Raw genomic sequence first — 19,294 nt, 5'->3', positions numbered from 1 at the left:
AGGGTTTATTTCGTATGCTCATTTTTAAGAGGATTATACTGTTTAAAAGTTTGTTCATTTCAATTAATGGAAAACCGTAGAGTTTCTATCCTTAAGTTGATGGGCATGGGGTGAATACAGCATATGAATCAATTTGAGCAAATGATGTACGTTGGTGTCATCATGTCTATTGTACTATCTGTAATGATTTTAGGGTCCTTATATTATAATCCTCGACTATCGTTAACTGATTATCCGAAAGATATTCAAAAAGTAGTTTTTCCAAAATCGATTCATGAAAAAAAGCAAAGCATTTATTTTAATATTGTATATAATACTATTCTTTTCGGTAGTCCTTTCGTTTCTACATATATACTACATAAGCATGAAAAGTTAATGTATATGGATGCCTATTTACACACTTTTGGTATTTTAATGATTTTCAATTTAGTAGATTTACTTATAATTGATTTGCTAATTTTTTGCTGGATTACTCCAAGGTTTGTTGTGATTCCTAGTACGGAAGGTATGAAAGGATATAAAGATTATAAGTTTCATTTAAGAGGGGCTATTGTTGCTACTCAAATTTTAGCAATCGTAAGTTTATTTTTGGCGGGAATTGCCACAACTATTTAGTGTGAAGAAGGGTATGGAGCTTTTATAAAAGATAAGGAGATTTATAATATATAGAATTAGAAATGAGAATTTGATAGTATTGGAGTAAGGAGTTTTAATAACAGTATATTAAACAATATTAATATACTGTTGCAAATGTTTTGATATTATGTAAAATTATACAATTTTACGGAGGCATTTGATAAAATTCAAAAAATTTAATGGAGGTTAATATGAAAAAAGTAATTGGCGCAGCAACAGCAACTGTTTTTGGATTGGGGGCGTTTACCACAACTGCTACCGCAGAAACAATTGTAACAGCAGATGTACTTAACGTACGTGAAAAACCGACTACAGAATCAAAAGTTGTCGAAAAAGTAAAGAATGGGCAAGAGTTAAAAGTCATAAATACCGAAGATGGCTGGTCAAAAATTGAGTTGAATGGTAAAGAAGTGTTTGTAAGTTCGGAGTTTACAAAAGATGTATATCATGTAACGGCGAATTTGTTAAATGTACGCACTGAAGCAAACACGGATTCAGAAATTCTTGGCAGACTAAAAAAAGATGATGTAATTGAATCAACGCATCAAGTAAAAGACGGATGGCTGCAATTTGAGTATAAAGGAAAAACTGCTTATGCAAACGTTTCTTTCCTATCAAGTACAGCACCAACTGAAAAGAAAACTGAAGAGAAAACGAAGCAAGTAGCGAAAGTACAAAAATCAGTTAAAGAAAAGAAAGAAGTAAAGACGCAGAAAGTAGCAAAAGCGAAAGAAACAACGAAAGCACAAGAAATAGTAAAGCCTAAAGAAGAGGTAAAAGTCAAAGAAGAAGTAAAAGTTAAAAAAGAAGAGAAAGCGCAAGAAATAGTAAAGCCTAAAGAAGAGGTAAAAGTCAAAGAAGAAGTAAAAGTTAAAGAAGAACCGAAAGTGCAAGAAATAGTAAAGCCTAAAGAAGAAGCAAAAGTCAAAGAAGAAGTAAAAGCGCAAGAAATAGTAAAGCCTAAAGAAGAGGCAAAAGTCAAAGAAGAACCGAAAGCGCAAGAAATAGTAAAGCCTAAAGAAGAGGCAAAAGTCAAAGAAGAACCGAAAGCGCAAGAAATAGTAAAAGCTAAAGAAGAAGAAAAAGCAAGAGAAATAGCAAAAGCTAAAGAAGAAGAAAAAGCAAGAGAAATAGCAAAAGCTAAAGAAGAAGAGAAGGCAAGAGAAATAGCAAAAGCTAAAGAAGAAGAGAAGGCAAGAGAAATAGCAAAAGCTAAAGAAGAAGAAAAAGCAAGAGAAATAGCAAAAGCTAAAGAAGAAGAGAAGGCAAGAGAAATAGCAAAAACTAAAGAAGAAGAGAGAGCGAAAGAAGCATCTAAAAACAACATACAGTCTGCTAAACGTGAATTAACGGTAGTAGCGACAGCGTATACTGCTGATCCAAGTGAAAATGGTACATATGGTGGACGCGTTTTAACTGCGATGGGGCATGATTTAACGGCAAATCCGAATATGAGAATTATCGCAGTTGACCCGAAAGTAATCCCATTAGGATCTAAAGTATGGGTAGAAGGTTATGGAGAAGCTATCGCTGGTGATACTGGAAGTGCAATTAAAGGTAATCGTATTGATGTTTTAATGGGTTCAAAAAGTAAAGCTATGAATTGGGGAAGACAAACTGTTAAAGTGAAAATTTTATAGTAACAATAATTATCCAAATAGAAGTCAGTTCTCTTTATTGAGGCTGGCTTTTATTTTTTTAGTAGAAGGATAATAGGATTTTTAAATGGCTTATTACTAAACCTGTAACAAAACATAAAAATTAATTCTCTGTTTTGATTTAAAAGATGGGAGACTTGCTGAACTTAAAAGTAATGAACTAAATATTTTACCATTCGTTTCATGCTTGAACTGCGCGATGGTGTGGGAACCGCAATATTTTCAGTTAAGTGATGGAGGGAAAACTGTTCAAATCATACAGCAGCAAAATACAGAAGAATGGATAATGGAAGAGGAATATAAGTTACCAGTTTTATTACCAAAAACAACGGTAAAGCTTATAAATATGAAAAATGAAGATATACCTACAGATGAAGATAGTTACTGGGAAGCTTTTGACTTGTTCGGTTCTGAATATGTATGTAGATTATTAGGGGTACCGTTATATGATGATCTTCCAAAGGATTTGGCGTGTCCAACTTGTGCGAAAGAGATGAAATATGTTGCTACAATTGCTCAAGATATTGAGGAACGTGGACTTATTTCAGTAGTTAATTTCCAGTTTGGGGAAATGAATATATACTATTATTTATGTATAGATTGTTCAATTATAAAAACTGAAATACAAAATACATAACAAGCCTAACATATTATGTTAGGCTTGTTTTTTGATTGCAACATCATTAAGAACTGCATCAAATATATCTTTTTGCGTAAAGTTATCTGTAAAAATAGTTTCTCTGGCAACCTTAATAGTATCGTGCGGATTATACCATTTTTGTAGGGAATCTTCACCAAATTCGTGTCGTTTGTCCCTTGTGTTATGTCGTCTAATAGTTTCCTCTAATGATAAATCAAAGTAATATGCAAATGCATTTTCATCAAAATAACGAATTAATTCTTTTAACATCTCACCATACCTATGACTGTTCAATATACCTTCTAAAATAACAAATTCACATTTTCCTTTTCCGTACTTCGTAATTTCAAATAGTAAATCATGTGATAAATTACCCATTGTGTCGTGTACTCTAAGCATATCTCTACGTACAATATCCTGTGATACTAAAAGTGTCCCTTGTCCGAAATGTTCTTGTAGTTGTTTTGCAATCGTTGTTTTACCACTTGCGGAGTTTCCTCTAAGAATGATTAAAGTGGATGTAAATATAGGATTAGACATAATGTATTCCCCCCAAACAGCATTAATTATATAGAAAATTTTAACAAATAAAGTGAGGAAAGTGTATAATCAATATGATGGATATTTAAGGAGGGGGTAAGATGGGGGATATATTAAAAAATGCACAACCTATATGGAAACGGACTTGGTTTCGTTATCTAGGGGCATTTTTTATTGTTCAGTTACTGTTTATTTTGTGTGAAATAACTGGGTGGGTACCAAACTTTAGGCCAGGCGGAGAGTTTTTTAATAGAATATTAAATTCTCAATTTTTCACTGAATGGTTCACACTCTATACAATCCCGCAATTTAACGTATTTACAGCATTTTTTGCGATTACATTACTACCATATGCATTAGTAGGTGCAATGAAAGATGTAACAGCAAGAAAAAATATAAAGGAATAATAGAGGTATAATATGCTTTTTCAAAAAGAAGGTTTATTGATTAGATACGTAATGGAAGATGATGCATCTATCATTTCTAAATGGTTAACGGACCCAGAAGTCCTGCGGTATTACGAAGGACGAGATAATCCGCAATCTGTAGAAAAGGTGCTTGATTATTTTATACATAGTCCAAACAGTAATGAAAAAAGATGTTTAATAGAATTTGATACCATTCCGATTGGTTACATACAAATGTATCCAGTGGATTCAGAGTGGAAAGCGTTATATGGCTATAAAGAATCACAAAATGTATGGGGTATGGACCAATTTATCGGTGAACCAGCCTATTGGGGAAAGGGAATTGGAACAAAACTCGTTCAGGCAGCAATTACATATATTATGGGTGAAATGGGAGCAGAAGCAATTGCAATGGATCCGAAAGTAAATAATGAACGGGCAATAAAGTGTTATGAAAAAAGTGGATTTAAAAAAGTAAAGATTTTAAAGGAACATGAGTTGCATGAGGGGAAATTAGAAGATTGTTGGATGATGGAATATAAACAATAATAATGGCTTATACAAACAAAGGGGGATGTGTGAAATGAAAAAAGCATTAATCGTAATTGATGTGCAAGCGGGTATGTATACAGCTGGAATGCCAGTACATAATGGGGGAAAGTTTTTACAAACACTGCAAGAGCTTATTAGGGAATGTCGTTCAAATGATATTCCAGTTATTTATATCCAACATAACGGTCCTAAAGACCATCCGTTAGAAAAAGGTACGGATGGATGGCGAATCCATGCGGCCATCGCTCCGCAAGAAGGAGATAATATAGTTGAAAAGACGACTCCAGATTCATTCCATAATACAAACTTAAGCGAAGTGTTACAAGAGAAAGGAATTGAACACGTTATTCTTTCGGGAATGCAAACAGAGTATTGTGTAGATACGACAACGCGCAGAGCATGTAGTGAAGGATATAAAGTAACGTTAGTGAGTGATGCACATAGTACATTTAATACAGAAGTGTTACGTGCTGAAGATATTGTGAAACATCATAACGCAGTATTGGGAGCGTTTGCGGATGTTGTTGAAGTAAAAGACTTAAAAGTGGCTGCCTCTAAATAAGAGGCAGTTTTCATTAGAAAAAATAGCGTCAAATATTGTTAGTAGGTCGGTATTTTGAAATAATCACTTATATAATTTCACGTACCATAATGAAAAAATACAAAAAAGGAGCACCACATAATTAAAAAGGGCGCTCCTGCATTAAAACGTTACTTTTTTTTATCTTTATCCAATATATTTTGTTCTTCAGCAAACTCTGTACCATATGCAAAGCGGCGATTAATACGAATGTTATCATTGTTGTGCCTTGTATGAGAGTTAGAGAAGCGATGAACGATTACTTCAGATAAAGTGAAGACGATGGCAGAAAGGATACTGCCCCATGCAATTTGCATATAGTTGTCTAATAAAATATTACCGAAAATCCATACGCTTAAATATGTTAATAAGAAATCCGACATAATGGCACCAGTATTGCCAATTCGATTTAAAATGATTTTATCAACGAACATGTAGGATACGATTGTAACAAAGAGACTGAATGAAATAATTTGAACAAACGTTGCAGGGAAAAATAAAGCAAGCCCAATGCTAAATGCGATAATGCACGATATAAACTTGATAAGCACTACTGTGAAATCATTCAAAATTTACACCTCCGATTTATACATAGTTTTTCAATAAATTCTGGAGTTCATACATTGTAACGGATTTATTTACATAAAACTTTTTCATGTTCGGAATTTAGTCTAAATATTATAAAAACAATGAAAAAATGTTATAGTAAAATGAGAGTGTATGACATTTTTAGGTAAGGGGGAATCCAGGATGTGGATTACTTCAGAAGTAGAAATTCCAGATGAGTTAATTGATCACCTTGAGCAAGGAAAGTTAGTATTATTTGTTGGAGCGGGAGTTTCTATGAAAGGGAAATCAAACTTACCGAATTTTGATGATTTAGTTGATGAAATTGCAAAAACGTTATATGTCGAAAAACGTGAAATAACAGAACCACATGATTATTATCTTGGTAAAATTGCGAAAACAAAAGATGTACATCAAGTCGCAAGAGATCTTGTTCATATAGAGAAATCAAAACCGAATCCATTGCATTATGCAATTCCAAGGCTATTTCCTTTAGATACAGATATCCGCATTGTAACAACAAATTTTGATCAACATTTTACAACAGCAATTAAAGAAATAAATAGAGATATCAATGTTTATTACGCTCCAGCTTTACCGACTGGGAGAGCTTTTAAAGGTCTTGCTTATATACATGGTAATGTAGAACAGGAGAAAGAGGCTTTAATTTTAACAGATGGTGATTTTGGAAGGGCTTACTTAACGGAAGGGTGGGCGAGAAGATTTTTAGTTGATCTATTCTCAAATTACACCGTTTTATTCATTGGATATAGTCATAATGACCCAGTAATGAAATATTTAGCAACTGGTTTACCACCAAGTACAAGACGATTTGCTTTTGTCGCACAAGGAGAAAATACGTACCACTGGGAACATTTAGGGATAAGACCAATTGTGTATCCGAATAAGGTGAATAATCATCAATCCCTCGTAAAAGCAGTAAAACGCTGGGCTGAATTAATGGGTGATAATTATATTACGAAAAGAATGCGTATTCGGGATATTGTAACGGTTCCCCCGTCAGTAGAACAGGAACAATTATCATACATAAAGCAATCGATTAAAAAAATTGAAACAGTACGTTACTTTGTGGAATTTGCTCATGATTATGAATGGGTCGAATGGTTAGAAGCAGAAGGTAAATTACAAAATTTGTTTATGCTTACGCTAAACTATAATGAAGTAGATGAATTACTTGCAGAATGGTTAGTGGAACAATTTCTTTTTAGTCATCAGAAAGAATTATTTCAATTAATTTATAAAAACTATTCTAAAATATCACCGTTATTATGGAGAACAATTTGTAACTACTTAAACGAAACGAAGAGTAAGATGGACCCGCTGTTGTTTGCAAGGTGGACACTCCTTTTATTAGAAACAGCTGAAAAAGATAGTAGCTCTATAGAAAAGATTTCTAAGTTACTGCAAAAATGTTCTTTTCCTGAGCATAAAGAAATTGCCTTATTGTTACTAACTTTTATTTTAGACGGAAAACTGAAGTTGAAACGTGTAAGAAAATGGGGGAATGATACGCAAGAATCAATAGAACTCGAGGAATCGAGTCGCTTACCAGTATCTACATTTTCTCATGTGGAGCAAATTTGGAACGAAAAGATGAGGCCATATATCGCTTATTATGCTGTTCCAATTATGATGATTGGATTAGAAAAATTGAGAATGTTGTCGTTAAGACAAACGGCACTGAAAAAAAGAAATAAGGAAAATGTAGAGAAAGAGTTTCATCAAAATGATCTTGCATTTTTAATACGAATTGTAAAAGAGTGTCTAACTTATTTATGCGAAAACAATGAAAAAAAAGCGGATTATTATATTACAGAAATGATAGAAGCAAATAGTGTACTTCAAAAGCGAATTGCAATTGATGCGATGAATAAAAATATTTTTGTTCGTGTAGATGACAAAATGAAATGGTTGTTACATGAAGGACTTCTTTTAGATTTCACTTATAAACACGAAGTTTTTCAACTTTTAAAAAGGCATTATGCATATTGTTTAGAAAAAACAAAAGAAGAAGTCACTCGAACTGTAATAAAGCATCTTACAGAAGAGAGGGTATTTGATGCATGTCTCGTATTAGACTTATTATTCAAGTGTGATTCGAATAGCCCATCTACGGCAAATGGGTATGAGTTAATGAAGCAAAAGCATCCTCATTTTCATTCTGAACGATACAGTGTACAAAAGAAAGAAGATACAGCAGAAAGCATTACTTGTAATGTAACTGCTGACGGATTATTGCAGCTGAAAGATGTTGAAATTATGAAGCAAGTTCAGCAATTTTCGCAAGATGGTGTTTTTGAACAACGCCATTTTTTAGAGATGTTATCAAAAGCATGTAAATTAAACACAGAGTGGAGTATTTCATTTGCATACCAATTAGTAGGAGTGCAAGAAATAAGTAATGAAGTATGGTTTGTTTGTATTAGAGAATGGCGAAATAATCGAGGATTGACGAATGAGCAAATCCAAAAAATTATTCCGCTATTGCAGAAATTTGTTAGAAATACTGCTTTTCATTGGTTAATTAGTAGTTTTCTATATGAAATTAGTAATCGACTAGAAGAGTTAGAAGAGAATAGTATACGTGTTGTAAAACGATTTGCTTTTTCAGTGTTCCCTCAAGTTATGAAGAGTGATGCAGACTTTAAGCTTGGGAAACAAGATTTTTATAATGAATCAATTCAGCATCCAGTTGGAAAAATGACGGCTGTATTATTAAAGTTGTTATCATATGATCATTTATACGATCGTAATGTATATGAATATTTATTTTTATTTGAAGAACAAGTAAGAGTTAATTCGGAACGAACAAACTTTATGTTTGCTCGTTTAATAGCAGATATTACATTTCTATATCATATTGAAAAACAATGGTGCCGAAAATATTTGTTACCATACTTAGATTTAAAAAAACAAAATGAGATTACGGAATATGCATGGGCCGGCTTATGTTACACGCAAATAAATTTACCTTTATTTACAGAAATGAAGCGATTTATTAAGTATGCGATAGAACATTTGGAAGTATTACATCCGCATACGAGAGAAGCTTTCTTGAAGTGGCTTAGCTTTGTATTTATTAAATGTGTACTATATTGGGAGCAAAAAACAAATTGGTTATACCCGTTACTCATACTAGAAAATGAAGAAAATAAAATTAAGTTTATGCAGTTTTTATGCTATTACGTCAAAACATTAAGTGTAAAAGAACAACAAAAGTTTTGGACAGCTTGGCTCAGTGTATTTTTGCGAGAACGACCAAAAATGGGTGAGATAACTGCGAGAGAATATGTGATGCTTTTACGTATTATTTTATACATGGATGAAATATTAGAAAAAGGATTATGTATTATGTCTCGTGCATTTTCAAGTGTACAAGGTAAATGTACAGGTGAGGAAATGAAGCGGTTATTGATTGAAATGCTTCATAAAAAAGAAAGTATGAAAGCGCATAAAGAAATGTTTGCAAATGTGTTTTTTATTTTACTACAAACATGTCACGAAGCCGTTTTATTTGAAAAAGAAATCATACAAATAAAAGAATTATTAGTTCAGTATGAAGTAGAGGAATATGTTTTACATTTACTAGAAAATGAAATAATTCGCATAGGAATTGTAATGGGTGATTTACAAAAAGAATTATAGGACGAAAGTGGAATTTAAAAAAATATATAAAAAGTTGTTGACAGTGTTTTGAAAAGCGTTCTATAATACGAATCATACTTATTCAATTTCAAAAACATTTGAATAAACAAAGTGCAATGAAGAGATCACAGTAGTGGTTAGTCTTACTGTAACAGAGAGCTGGTGGTTGGTGTGAACCAGTACAGGGATAATCATGAATTACAGTCTTGGAGCATCTTTTTCGTAATAAAGATAGTTTGTCTTTATGAGGAAAAAGCGGTCAATTGATCGTTAACAGTGAAGAGAGGTAGACGGAAAGTTAGTCTACAACTAGGGTGGTACCGCGATAAATATCGTCCCTACTGATTTATTCAGTAGGGACTTTTTGTATTTTAGTGGTTCAACTTGAAAATTAAATAGTCATGCATTGAAAGGAAAAGCAGTAGTTGTTGTTTCCCTGTAACAGAGAGCTGGTGGTTGGTGCAAACCAGTACATAAACAAGAGCGAATTACAGTCCTGGAGCATCTTTTTCGTAGTAAAGATAGTATTGTCTTTATGAAGGGAAAGACGGTCAGATGATCGTTAACAATGAAGAGAGGTAGACGAAAGAAGTCTACAACTAGGGTGGTACCGCGATAAATATCGTCCCTACTGATTGAATCAGTAGGGCTTTTTTGTACAAAAAAGTGGGTTTTTAACTAGTAGTTCATGTCTTTGTACGAATTATTAGTTTAAAATAAGAAGAGGTATCGATTCCACTATAAATTTGTATAATTAGTCAGTTCAGAAAATAGAGAATTTTTTATTCTCTTACTATACTTTTAAAACATTAGAGGAGGATTTCCAAATGGCAAATCATGAATTAGATCAATTACGTAAACAGGTAGATGAAATTAACTTACAACTATTACACCTTTTAAACAAACGTGGTGAAATTGTTCAAAAAATTGGAGAGCAAAAGCAAGTACAAGGCACGAAACGCTTTGATCCAGTACGTGAGCGTGAAGTACTTGATATGATTGCAGAGCATAACGAAGGACCATTCGAAACATCAACAGTTCAACATATTTTCAAAACGATTTTCAAAGCAAGCTTAGAGTTACAAGAAGATGATAACCGTAAAGCGTTACTAGTATCACGTAAAAAGAAACAAGAAAATACAATTGTTGATGTAAAAGGTGAATTGATTGGAAACGGAACACAAACGTTCATCATGGGACCTTGTGCAGTAGAAAGTTTAGAACAAGTTCGTCAAGTAGGGCAAGCGATGAAAGACCAAGGCTTAAAATTAATGCGCGGTGGTGCATTCAAACCGAGAACTTCTCCATATGATTTCCAAGGTTTAGGAGTAGAAGGACTTCAAATTTTACGTCAAGTAGCAGACGAGTTTGACTTAGCAATTATTAGTGAAATTTTAAATCCGAACGATGTTGAAATGGCATTAGACTACGTTGATGTAATTCAAGTTGGCGCACGTAACATGCAAAACTTCGATTTATTACGAGCTGTAGGTAAAGTTAACAAACCAGTATTATTAAAACGTGGATTAGCAGCAACAATTGATGAGTTCATTAACGCAGCGGAATACATCATTGCGCAAGGTAACGATCAAATTATTCTTTGTGAGCGCGGTATCCGCACATACGAAAGAGCAACACGTAACACATTAGACATTTCTGCAGTACCAATTTTAAAGAAAGAAACACATTTACCAGTTATCGTTGATGTAACACATTCAACTGGACGCAGAGATTTATTATTACCAACAGCGAAAGCGGCACTTGCAATTGGCGCAGATGCAGTAATGGCTGAAGTTCATCCAGATCCAGCAGTTGCATTATCAGATTCTGCACAACAAATGGACATTCCAGAATTCCATAGATTCATGAATGAGTTAAAAGGTTTCAAAAATAAATTATCTTAATTCCATATCATATATGCATTGAAGAGGAAACAGTAGTGCTTATCTCACTGTTAAAGAGAGCTGATGGTCGGTGTGAATCAGTACAAAGGTAAGCATGAATTACAGCCTTGGAGCATCTTTCCCGACAACTTTTGGAGGGTAAGACGGTCGAACGATCGTTAAAGAAGAAGAGAGGTAGACGAAAGAAGTCTACAACTAGGGTGGTACCGCGATAAACATCGTCCCTACTGAGCGCTCAGTAGGGACTTTTTTGTACAAAAAAATAGTAAAGGGGCAAGAGAAATGAGATACATTACAGCTGGAGAATCACATGGACCGCAGTTAACAGTTATTTTAGAAGGTGTACCAGCAGGTTTGACACTTACGGCGGAACATATTAATAAAGAATTATTAAGAAGACAAAAAGGTCATGGACGCGGAAGACGTATGCAAATTGAAACAGATACAGTTGAAATTGTAAGTGGTGTTCGTCACGGGATGACACTTGGATCACCGATTACGTTAATTGTAAAAAATGATGATTTCAAACATTGGACGAAAGTAATGGGTGCAGAGCCAATTTCGGAAAAAGAAAGTAAAGACATGAAACGTACAATTACAAAACCACGTCCCGGACATGCAGATTTAAATGGAGCAATTAAATATGGTCATCGTGATATAAGAAACGTATTAGAGCGGTCATCTGCAAGAGAAACGACAGTTCGTGTAGCTGCTGGTGCAGTTGCAAAACAAATTTTAAGCGAATTAGGCGTGGGAATTGCAGGACATGTTCTTGAAATTGGTGGAGTAAAAGCAAAACATATTTCAAACTTATCAATTGAAGAAATTCAAACAATTACTGAAAACTCACCAGTTCGATGTTTAGATAAAGAAGTAGAGCAAGAAATGATGAATGCGATTGACAACGCAAAAAGTAGTGGAGATTCAATCGGTGGTATTGTGGAAGTGATTGCAGAAGGTATGCCGATTGGCGTTGGTAGTTACGTTCATTACGATCGTAAATTAGATGCAAAACTTGCTGGTGCAATTATGAGTATAAATGCATTTAAAGGTGCTGAAATCGGCGTAGGTTTTGAAGCGGCACGACAACCAGGAAGCAAAGTGCATGATGAAATTCTGTGGGATGAAGAAAAAGGATACACGAGAAAAACGAATAATGCCGGCGGTTTAGAAGGCGGTATGACAACAGGTATGCCAATTATCGTAAGAGGCGTGATGAAGCCAATTCCTACTTTATACAAACCGTTAGCAAGCGTTGATATTGATACGAAAGAAGCATTCCAAGCGAGTATTGAAAGATCTGATAGTTGCGCAGTACCAGCAGCGGGTGTAGTAGCTGAATCTGTTGTGGCATGGGAACTTGCAGATGCACTAGTCGAACAATTCGGAAAAGATCGTATGGAATTATTAAAACAAAACATTATGCAACACAATAACTACGCAAAAGAATTTTAATAAAAAGGTGGGTTTAACGTGCAAGTAAAAGATCAACTATCATCATTACAACCATATAAACCAGGTAAATCACCAGAACAAATGAAAGAAGTGTACGGAGATCATTTGTTTGTGAAATTAGCATCGAATGAAAATCCATTTGGTTGTTCACCGAGAGTTTTAGAAGAGTTGCAAAACTCTTGGTTGGAACATGCTTTATATCCTGACGGAGGTGCTACAACGCTCCGTCAAACAATCGCAGATAAGTTGCATGTGCAAATGGAACAAGTACTTTGTGGTAGTGGTTTAGATGAAATCATTCAAATGATAAGCCGCGCCGTATTACGAGCGGGAGATAACATTGTAACAGCAGGTGCAACATTCCCGCAGTACCGCCATCATGCGATTATTGAAGGGTGTGAAGTGAAAGAAATTCCTTTAAATAAAGGTGTATACGATTTAGACGAAATTTCGTCAGCGGTAAATAATAATACGAAAATCGTATGGATTTGTAATCCGAACAACCCGACGGGCACATATGTGAATGAGCAAAAATTAACTCAATTTATTGAAGGCATTAGTGAAAATACGTTAATTGTCATTGATGAAGCGTACTATGAATACGTAACAGCAAAAGATTTCCCTGAGACATTACCGCTTTTAGAAAAACATAAAAACATTCTTGTACTTAGAACGTTTTCTAAAGCATACGGATTAGCTTCTTTCCGCGTTGGATATGCGATCGGACAGGAAGAGCTAATTGAGAAATTAAATGTCGTACGTTTACCATTTAACGTATCTTCATTAGCGCAAAAAGCAGCGACGATTGCTTTTGGTGATGACGAGTTTATTAAAGAAATAGTTCACATGAATACAGAAGGATTACAGCAATACGAGAGTTTCTGTAAGGAAAACGGTATACCATTTTATTCGTCACAAACTAATTTCATCTTCTTACCGGTAGATAATGCTGGAGAGATTTATGAAGCTTGTGCACATGCAGGATTTATTATTCGTCCATTCCCAAAGGGTGTCCGTATTACAGTTGGAACAAGGGAGCAAAATGAAGGAGTGATTTCAGTGTTAAAACAACACTTTGAAAATAAAAAAAATAAGTCTCGAGATGAGGCAAATGCGTAAAAAGGTAGTATTAATTGGAACAGGTTTAATAGGAGGCTCTCTCGCATTAGCAATTAAGAAAGAGCACGATGTAACGATAACAGGGTACGATATATTTAAAGAGCAAGTAGAGCGTGCAAAAGAATTACACGTAGTAGATGAAATAGGAGTTGATTTACAGCGTGCATGTGAAGAGGCACATTTAATTGTTTTTGCTTCTCCAGTTGAAGAAACGAAGAAGCTATTACACAAACTTGCGTCATTCCGTTTACGAGAAGATGTTATAGTGACTGATGTTGGTAGTACAAAAGGGTCTATTATGAACGAAGCGGAAGCTTTATTTTCAAAGGATGTTTCTTTCATTGGTGGACATCCGATGGCGGGTTCTCATAAAACGGGAGTTGAAAGTGCAAAGGCACATTTGTTTGAAAATGCATTTTACATTTTAACACCGATGAATCACGTGCCAAATAAACAAGTGGAAGACCTTAAAGTATGGTTAAAAGGAACAGGGTCACATTTTCTTGTTTTAAATACGGAAGAACATGATTATGTAACAGGGATCGTTAGTCATTTTCCGCACCTTATCGCAGCAGGTTTAGTAAAGCAAGTTGAGAAACATGCAGGAGATAATCCGCTCATTCATCAACTAGCTGCTGGAGGTTTCAAAGACATTACACGTATCGCATCTAGTAGTCCAAAAATGTGGAGTGATATTGTAAAGCAAAATCGAGAGCATTTAATGGTATTATTAAAAGAGTGGATCTCTGAAATGGAAGATTTATATAAAACAGTTTCTACCGGAGATGCAGGCGAGATTCAAAACTATTTTGCAGATGCGAAAGAATACCGTGATTCTTTACCAGTAAGAAAGAGAGGGGCAATTCCTGCCTATCACGACTTATACGTCGATGTATTAGATAAGGTGGGGGCATTGGCTCATATTACGAGTATTTTAGCGCGCGAGGAAATTAGTATTACGAACTTGCAAATATTAGAAGCGCGTGAAGGACTGCTTGGGGTATTACGTATTAGCTTCCAAAGGGAAGAAGATCGTATGAAAGCAAAGCTAGCGCTTGGAGAAGAAGAATACCAAACTTATGAAACAATTTAAATGAGAAGGTGAAAAACGTGAAAGAAAGAACAATACAACCTGTTAATAACGGATTGAATGGCAACATTACAATCCCAGGTGATAAATCCATTTCACACCGTGCTGTTATGTTCGGTTCTATTGCAGAAGGGAAAACAACAATTAAAGGTTTCTTGCCCGGTGCAGACTGTTTAAGTACGATTTCATGTTTTAAAGAAATGGGAGTAGAAATTACGCAAAACGGTGATGAGGTTACTGTAGTTGGTAAAGGATTAGAAGGTTTACAAGAACCGAAAGCTGTATTAGATGTTGGTAATTCTGGTACAACAATCCGATTAATGTCAGGTATATTAGCTAACACACCATTTTTCTCTTGCGTACAAGGTGATGAATCTATCGCAAAAAGACCGATGAAGCGTGTAACAAACCCATTAAAACAAATGGGCGCAAACATAGACGGCCGAGAAGAAGGAACATTTACACCGTTAACAATACGTGGCGGCGATTTAAAAGCAATTGAATATATTTCTCCTGTTGCAAGTGCACAAGTAAAGTCGGCTATTTTACTTGCAGGTCTTCGTGCAGAAGGTGTAACAGCTGTTACAGAACCACATATTTCACGCGACCATACGGAAAGAATGCTCGAAGCATTTGGTGTTAAAGTAACTCGCGAAGGGAAAACAGTGAAGCTGTCAGGTGGACAAAAATTAACAGCAACAGACATTCAAGTGCCAGGTGACGTATCATCAGCAGCGTTTTTCTTAGTAGCAGGTGCAATCATCCCAAATAGTAAACTAGTATTACAAAATGTAGGAATGAATCCAACCCGTACAGGTATTATTGATGTTTTAGAAAAAATGGGTGCTACGTTCACTGTAAATCTAATTAACGAAGAGGCATCAGAACCAGCTGCAAATATTACAATCGAAACATCTTCATTAAAAGGAATTGAAATTGGCGGAGATATTATCCCTAGATTAATCGATGAGATTCCTGTAATCGCATTAGCGGCAACGCAAGCAGAAGGAATTACAGTAATTAAAGATGCACACGAATTAAAAGTAAAAGAAACAAACCGTATTGATACAGTCGTTGCTGAGTTAACGAAACTAGGAGCTCGCATAGAAGCAACTGATGACGGTATGATCATTTACGGAAAATCAGCTCTAAAAGGCAATACAGTAAATAGTTATGGTGATCACCGTATCGGAATGATGCTTGCAATTGCTGGCTGTTTGGCAGAAGGAAAAACAATTATTGAAGATGCAGAAGCAGTAGGTGTATCATATCCTACATTCTTTGACGAACTTCAAAAGTTAGCTAAATAAAAAGGGTGGAAAGCAGATACGTGATGTATCTGCTTTTTTTGTTAAAACGTCCTTGTAATTTCACTTATCGAACTATAATAGTAAGAATTATGATACAATTCAAACAGAGAATGGAGGAGAATTATATGAATGTCATACAATTAAAAGAAGATAAGTTTAGAGAAGCATTACGTTTATCAGAATACGCTTTTCAATATAAAGTAGATGAGGAACGATTACAGCAGCAACTTACAAAAATGAAGGAAAGTCATGAAATATACGGCATTATGGAAGGGGAAGACTTAGCTGCAAAACTACACCTCATCCCGTTTCATATTTACATAGGTAAAGAAAAATTTAAAATGGGTGGCGTTGCAGGAGTAGCGACGTATCCAGAGTACAGAAGAAGTGGGTATGTAAAAGAGCTACTTCAACATTCACTTCAAACAATGAAAAAAGATGGCTTTACAGTCTCTATGTTACATCCATTTGCTGTTTCGTTTTACCGTAAATACGGCTGGGAACTTTGTGCGAATCTACTCAAATGTCATATAAGTAAGAGCGATTTAGTGATGAAAAAACAAGTAAATGGTACTGTGAAACGTTTTAATAAAGAAAATCATCCAGAAGAAGTCGAGAAGCTCTATGAAGCATTTGCAGAACGTTTTTCATGTATGTTAGTTCGAGGGAAGAATTGGTGGTTACAAGCGGTTTATGATGATTTAACATTAGCAATTTACTATGATGAAAATAAAAAGGCAGCAGGTTACATGTTATACAAAATAGAAAACTATAAAATGACAGTAGAAGAATTTGTACCACTGCATAATGAAGCACGAAATGGTCTGTGGAACTTTATTTGTCAGCATGATTCTATGATTAAAGAAATTGAAATGACAGTAAGTGAAAGCGAACCGTTATTATATTCATTGCAAGAGCCACGCGTGAAGACAGAAATAAAACCATATTTTATGGGAAGAATTGTAGATGTAGAGCAGTTCTTAAAACAATATGAGTTGAATTGGAACAATGTACAGCAAGAAGTGATCCTAAACATTACAGACGCATTTGCTCCGTGGAATAACATAACAGTGAGACTTGCAAATCATGAAATAACAATAATAAAAGAGAAAACAATAGATAAAGGCATCAAACTGGATATAAACGAGTTATCTACAATAATGTTCGGCTATAAACGTCCGTTACAACTGAATGAATTAGAATTAATTAGCGGAAGTGAAGAGGAAATACAAGCGTTTGAGAAAATAGTTCCGGTACGAGAAGTATTTATTTATGATTTCTTTTAAGTTTTCAATAGAAAATCGGGCTGCCCAAAAACAATTTTTGGGACAGCTTTCTCTTTGGTTGTCGGTAAGTCGATATATCCTGAAAATCGCTGATATAATTAGACTTGCGCTGATATATTCTAATAATTGTTGATATAATTTTTTCACGAAAACGTAACTATACTTTGTCACGCACTTGACTTTTAATCCATGTAATTTATAATTAAAAACGGAATGAATTTTCATTCCTGGAAATAGAGGTGGAAAAAATGGCTAAAAACAAACAAGAGGATATTTTTGATGCTGCGATGCAACTTTTTGCAGAGCGTGGTTACGATGGTACGACAATTCCAATGATCGCTGAAAAAGCAAATGTCGGTGCGGGTACTATTTATCGCTATTTTGCCAATAAAGAGGCACTTGTTAACTCATTATTTTCAAAAAGTATGTTACAGCTTTCTGAAATGATAAAAACGGATTTTCCTGTTGAAGCAAATATTCGTGAACAGTTTAGTCATACGTATAACCGTTTATTTGAATTTGCGAGAAACAATGTGGATGCTTTTTTATTTACAAATTCTCACTGCGATAGTTATTTTCTTGACGAACAGAGTAAGAAAATATTTGACGATTTTATGGGCTTCTTTATGAATATTATTGAAGATGGAATCGCAAAAGGTTTTCTTCGTCCATTGCCTCCCATTGCTTTAATTATTATTGTATATCAACCGTTAGAAACATTAACGAAAGTAATTGCAACAGGGCAATTAGAATACTCGAAAGAGTTAGTAAAAGAATTAGAAGAAAGCTCTTGGAATGCTATTAGAATCATTTGATTCTATAGCTTTATAAGGACAGGAATGAATATTCATTCCGAAATAGATTTAAAAAATGAGAGTAGGAGAGGGGATTTGCGTAACTAAGGGAATGAACATTCATTCCGGAAAGACTAGTTTAATAGAATTTACAAAATAACGTAATAGAATAATAGGAATGAACGTTCATTCCGTTACTAACGTGAAACTTTCAAAACGGGAGATGATTCAAATGAGCAAGTTAAAAAGTTGGAGAAGTTTATCTTTTCTATTATGGATAGTTATTACTATTACAATGGTCGTAACGATGCCTAATATGGATCAATTAGTGAAAGAAAAAGGGAAAATTACAATCCCTAATACAAAGCAAAGCAGTATTGCTGACAAGATGATGAAAGAGATGGATAAAGAAGGGGTTGAAAAGTATGAAATTATAGCCGTTTTTAATAGTGGCAATAAGGCAGCTTTAACAGATGAACAAAAAAAGGAAATAACAAAAACAATCAACGCCCTGCAAACTGAAAAAGAGCAATTAGGAATTAAGGAAGTTGTTTCACATTTAGACAATAAAGACTTGGAGAAACAATTAGTTTCTAAAGATAATACGACTATTTTAACGCAAATATCGATAGATAAAAAACATGGTGAAATATCAAAAGTTTCAAATAATCTTCATGAAAAAGTGCAAACGAAAGGGGTAAAAACGTATTTAACAGGAAGTGACTTAATAGCGGGTGATTTTCTTAAATCCTCTCAAGAGGGAGTGAAAAAGACAGAAGTTATTTCAATTATTTTCATTCTTGTAGTATTAATCCTCGTATTCCGTTCACCAGTTGTTCCAATTGTTTCTCTTCTTACAGTTGGTATATCGTATTTAGTTTCAATGGGGATTATTGCCCAGCTTGTAGATCAATTTAATTTTCCATTCTCAAACTTTACACAAGTGTTCGTAGTCGTCGTCCTGTTTGGGGTAGGAACACATGCCCATCAACTTAAGAACAAAAATAAAATGAACTTTCGTTCAAAGCAACTAAAAAACTCGTAATGTACTTTTGGTATTGAAAAGTACACACACCAAATAAACTCTAAC

The 19,294-nt window shown here is 34.6% G+C and carries 15 protein-coding genes, 2 pseudogenes and 3 other annotated features; of the genes and pseudogenes, 15 read left to right on the top strand and 2 right to left on the bottom strand.

The annotated features are described in order from the left end of the window. Window positions 1-123: 123 nt before the first annotated feature. From ACS2CR_RS28475 to ACS2CR_RS28465, 3 genes and pseudogenes are all read left to right on the top strand, one after another. A complete protein-coding gene (locus ACS2CR_RS28475; RefSeq protein WP_001071232.1) occupies window positions 124-615 on the top strand; it encodes a hypothetical protein in 492 nt (163 codons plus the stop codon). Between the two features lie 212 nt (window positions 616-827). Beyond that, entirely contained in the window at window positions 828-2,276 is a 1,449-nt protein-coding gene (gene entB / locus ACS2CR_RS28470; RefSeq protein ID WP_053514292.1) for a cell wall-binding protein EntB, read from the top strand. 124 nt (window positions 2,277-2,400) lie between these two features. Further along, window positions 2,401-2,931, top strand: a pseudogene (locus tag ACS2CR_RS28465) (hypothetical protein); the annotation flags it as partial. Between the two features lie 18 nt (window positions 2,932-2,949). Here ACS2CR_RS28465 and ACS2CR_RS28460 read toward each other — a convergent pair. After that, window positions 2,950-3,474, bottom strand: coding sequence for a kinase (locus ACS2CR_RS28460; RefSeq protein WP_016110186.1), 525 nt, complete (start codon window positions 3,472-3,474; stop codon window positions 2,950-2,952). Between the two features lie 101 nt (window positions 3,475-3,575). Here ACS2CR_RS28460 and ACS2CR_RS28455 point away from each other — a divergent pair, with 101 nt between their 5' ends. Genes ACS2CR_RS28455 through ACS2CR_RS28445 form a run of 3 tightly spaced genes read left to right on the top strand, consistent with a single transcriptional unit; the run spans window position 3,576 to window position 4,995 of the window. Continuing rightward, window positions 3,576-3,881 carry a YfzA family protein gene (locus ACS2CR_RS28455; RefSeq protein WP_000502342.1) on the top strand — a complete coding sequence of 102 codons (306 nt, stop codon included), beginning with the start codon at window positions 3,576-3,578 and terminating at the stop codon, window positions 3,879-3,881. A 12-nt stretch (window positions 3,882-3,893) separates the two neighbouring features. After that, window positions 3,894-4,430 carry a GNAT family N-acetyltransferase gene (locus ACS2CR_RS28450; protein ID WP_053514293.1) on the top strand — a complete coding sequence of 179 codons (537 nt, stop codon included), beginning with the start codon at window positions 3,894-3,896 and terminating at the stop codon, window positions 4,428-4,430. A gap of 34 nt (window positions 4,431-4,464) precedes the next feature. Continuing rightward, entirely contained in the window at window positions 4,465-4,995 is a 531-nt protein-coding gene (locus ACS2CR_RS28445) for a cysteine hydrolase family protein (RefSeq protein WP_000709540.1), read from the top strand. Between the two features lie 149 nt (window positions 4,996-5,144). Here the strand turns inward: ACS2CR_RS28445 and ACS2CR_RS28440 are convergent, their stop codons facing one another. After that, complete coding sequence (locus ACS2CR_RS28440) at window positions 5,145-5,582, bottom strand: YndM family protein (protein ID WP_000997702.1); 438 nt, start codon at window positions 5,580-5,582, stop codon at window positions 5,145-5,147. A 181-nt stretch (window positions 5,583-5,763) separates the two neighbouring features. Here ACS2CR_RS28440 and ACS2CR_RS28435 point away from each other — a divergent pair, with 181 nt between their 5' ends. The 9 genes and pseudogenes from ACS2CR_RS28435 to ACS2CR_RS28395 all read left to right on the top strand — a co-directional run. Further along, window positions 5,764-9,246 (top strand): DUF4020 domain-containing protein, encoded by a 3,483-nt coding sequence (locus ACS2CR_RS28435; RefSeq protein WP_053514294.1) that lies wholly within the window; start codon window positions 5,764-5,766, stop codon window positions 9,244-9,246. Window positions 9,247-9,353: 107 nt separating this feature from the next. Beyond that, window positions 9,354-9,589, top strand: a binding site (T-box leader). 54 nt (window positions 9,590-9,643) lie between these two features. Next, window positions 9,644-9,879: a binding site (T-box leader), on the top strand. Between the two features lie 194 nt (window positions 9,880-10,073). Next, the gene (locus ACS2CR_RS28430) at window positions 10,074-11,150 is read left to right on the top strand and encodes a bifunctional 3-deoxy-7-phosphoheptulonate synthase/chorismate mutase (protein ID WP_053514295.1); all 1,077 of its coding nucleotides are present in this window, start codon (window positions 10,074-10,076) and stop codon (window positions 11,148-11,150) included. 9 nt (window positions 11,151-11,159) lie between these two features. Next, window positions 11,160-11,379: a binding site (T-box leader), on the top strand. Window positions 11,380-11,432: 53 nt separating this feature from the next. Beyond that, window positions 11,433-12,605, top strand: coding sequence for a chorismate synthase (aroC, locus tag ACS2CR_RS28425; RefSeq protein WP_001269428.1), 1,173 nt, complete (start codon window positions 11,433-11,435; stop codon window positions 12,603-12,605). 18 nt (window positions 12,606-12,623) lie between these two features. Beyond that, entirely contained in the window at window positions 12,624-13,724 is a 1,101-nt protein-coding gene (hisC, locus tag ACS2CR_RS28420) for a histidinol-phosphate transaminase (RefSeq protein ID WP_053514296.1), read from the top strand. Beyond that, the gene (gene tyrA, locus ACS2CR_RS28415; RefSeq protein WP_001228131.1) at window positions 13,717-14,817 is read left to right on the top strand and encodes a prephenate dehydrogenase; all 1,101 of its coding nucleotides are present in this window, start codon (window positions 13,717-13,719) and stop codon (window positions 14,815-14,817) included. The genes hisC and tyrA overlap by 8 nt, the downstream gene beginning before the upstream one ends. A gap of 17 nt (window positions 14,818-14,834) precedes the next feature. Beyond that, the gene (gene aroA, locus ACS2CR_RS28410) at window positions 14,835-16,124 is read left to right on the top strand and encodes a 3-phosphoshikimate 1-carboxyvinyltransferase (RefSeq protein ID WP_053514297.1); all 1,290 of its coding nucleotides are present in this window, start codon (window positions 14,835-14,837) and stop codon (window positions 16,122-16,124) included. A gap of 125 nt (window positions 16,125-16,249) precedes the next feature. After that, entirely contained in the window at window positions 16,250-17,410 is a 1,161-nt protein-coding gene (locus ACS2CR_RS28405; RefSeq protein ID WP_053514298.1) for a GNAT family N-acetyltransferase, read from the top strand. 248 nt (window positions 17,411-17,658) lie between these two features. Next, a complete protein-coding gene (locus ACS2CR_RS28400; protein ID WP_053514299.1) occupies window positions 17,659-18,225 on the top strand; it encodes a TetR/AcrR family transcriptional regulator in 567 nt (188 codons plus the stop codon). Window positions 18,226-18,436: 211 nt separating this feature from the next. After that, window positions 18,437-19,183 (top strand): annotated as a pseudogene (locus ACS2CR_RS28395) (MMPL family transporter); the annotation flags it as partial. Between the last annotated feature and the right edge of the window lie 111 nt (window positions 19,184-19,294).

The sequence above is a fragment of the Bacillus cereus group sp. BceL291 genome, from assembly GCF_051776705.1.
Classification (GTDB): domain Bacteria; phylum Bacillota; class Bacilli; order Bacillales; family Bacillaceae_G; genus Bacillus_A; species Bacillus_A cereus.
Note: the sequence above shows the minus strand (reverse complement) of the source record. Positions and strands in the feature narration are given on the sequence as shown.

Bases quoted from the DNA above. Each gene is read 5' to 3' on its own strand.
- ACS2CR_RS28475 (WP_001071232.1), top strand. From the start codon at position 124: ATGAATCAATTTGAGCAAATGATGTACGTTGGTGTCATCATGTCTATT.
- entB (WP_053514292.1), top strand. From the start codon at position 828: ATGAAAAAAGTAATTGGCGCAGCAACAGCAACTGTTTTTGGATTGGGG.
- ACS2CR_RS28460 (WP_016110186.1), bottom strand. From the start codon at position 3,474: ATGTCTAATCCTATATTTACATCCACTTTAATCATTCTTAGAGGAAAC.
- ACS2CR_RS28455 (WP_000502342.1), top strand. From the start codon at position 3,576: ATGGGGGATATATTAAAAAATGCACAACCTATATGGAAACGGACTTGG.
- ACS2CR_RS28450 (WP_053514293.1), top strand. From the start codon at position 3,894: ATGCTTTTTCAAAAAGAAGGTTTATTGATTAGATACGTAATGGAAGAT.
- ACS2CR_RS28445 (WP_000709540.1), top strand. From the start codon at position 4,465: ATGAAAAAAGCATTAATCGTAATTGATGTGCAAGCGGGTATGTATACA.
- ACS2CR_RS28435 (WP_053514294.1), top strand. From the start codon at position 5,764: ATGTGGATTACTTCAGAAGTAGAAATTCCAGATGAGTTAATTGATCAC.
- ACS2CR_RS28430 (WP_053514295.1), top strand. From the start codon at position 10,074: ATGGCAAATCATGAATTAGATCAATTACGTAAACAGGTAGATGAAATT.
- aroC (WP_001269428.1), top strand. From the start codon at position 11,433: ATGAGATACATTACAGCTGGAGAATCACATGGACCGCAGTTAACAGTT.
- tyrA (WP_001228131.1), top strand. From the start codon at position 13,717: ATGCGTAAAAAGGTAGTATTAATTGGAACAGGTTTAATAGGAGGCTCT.
- ACS2CR_RS28405 (WP_053514298.1), top strand. From the start codon at position 16,250: ATGAATGTCATACAATTAAAAGAAGATAAGTTTAGAGAAGCATTACGT.
- ACS2CR_RS28400 (WP_053514299.1), top strand. From the start codon at position 17,659: ATGGCTAAAAACAAACAAGAGGATATTTTTGATGCTGCGATGCAACTT.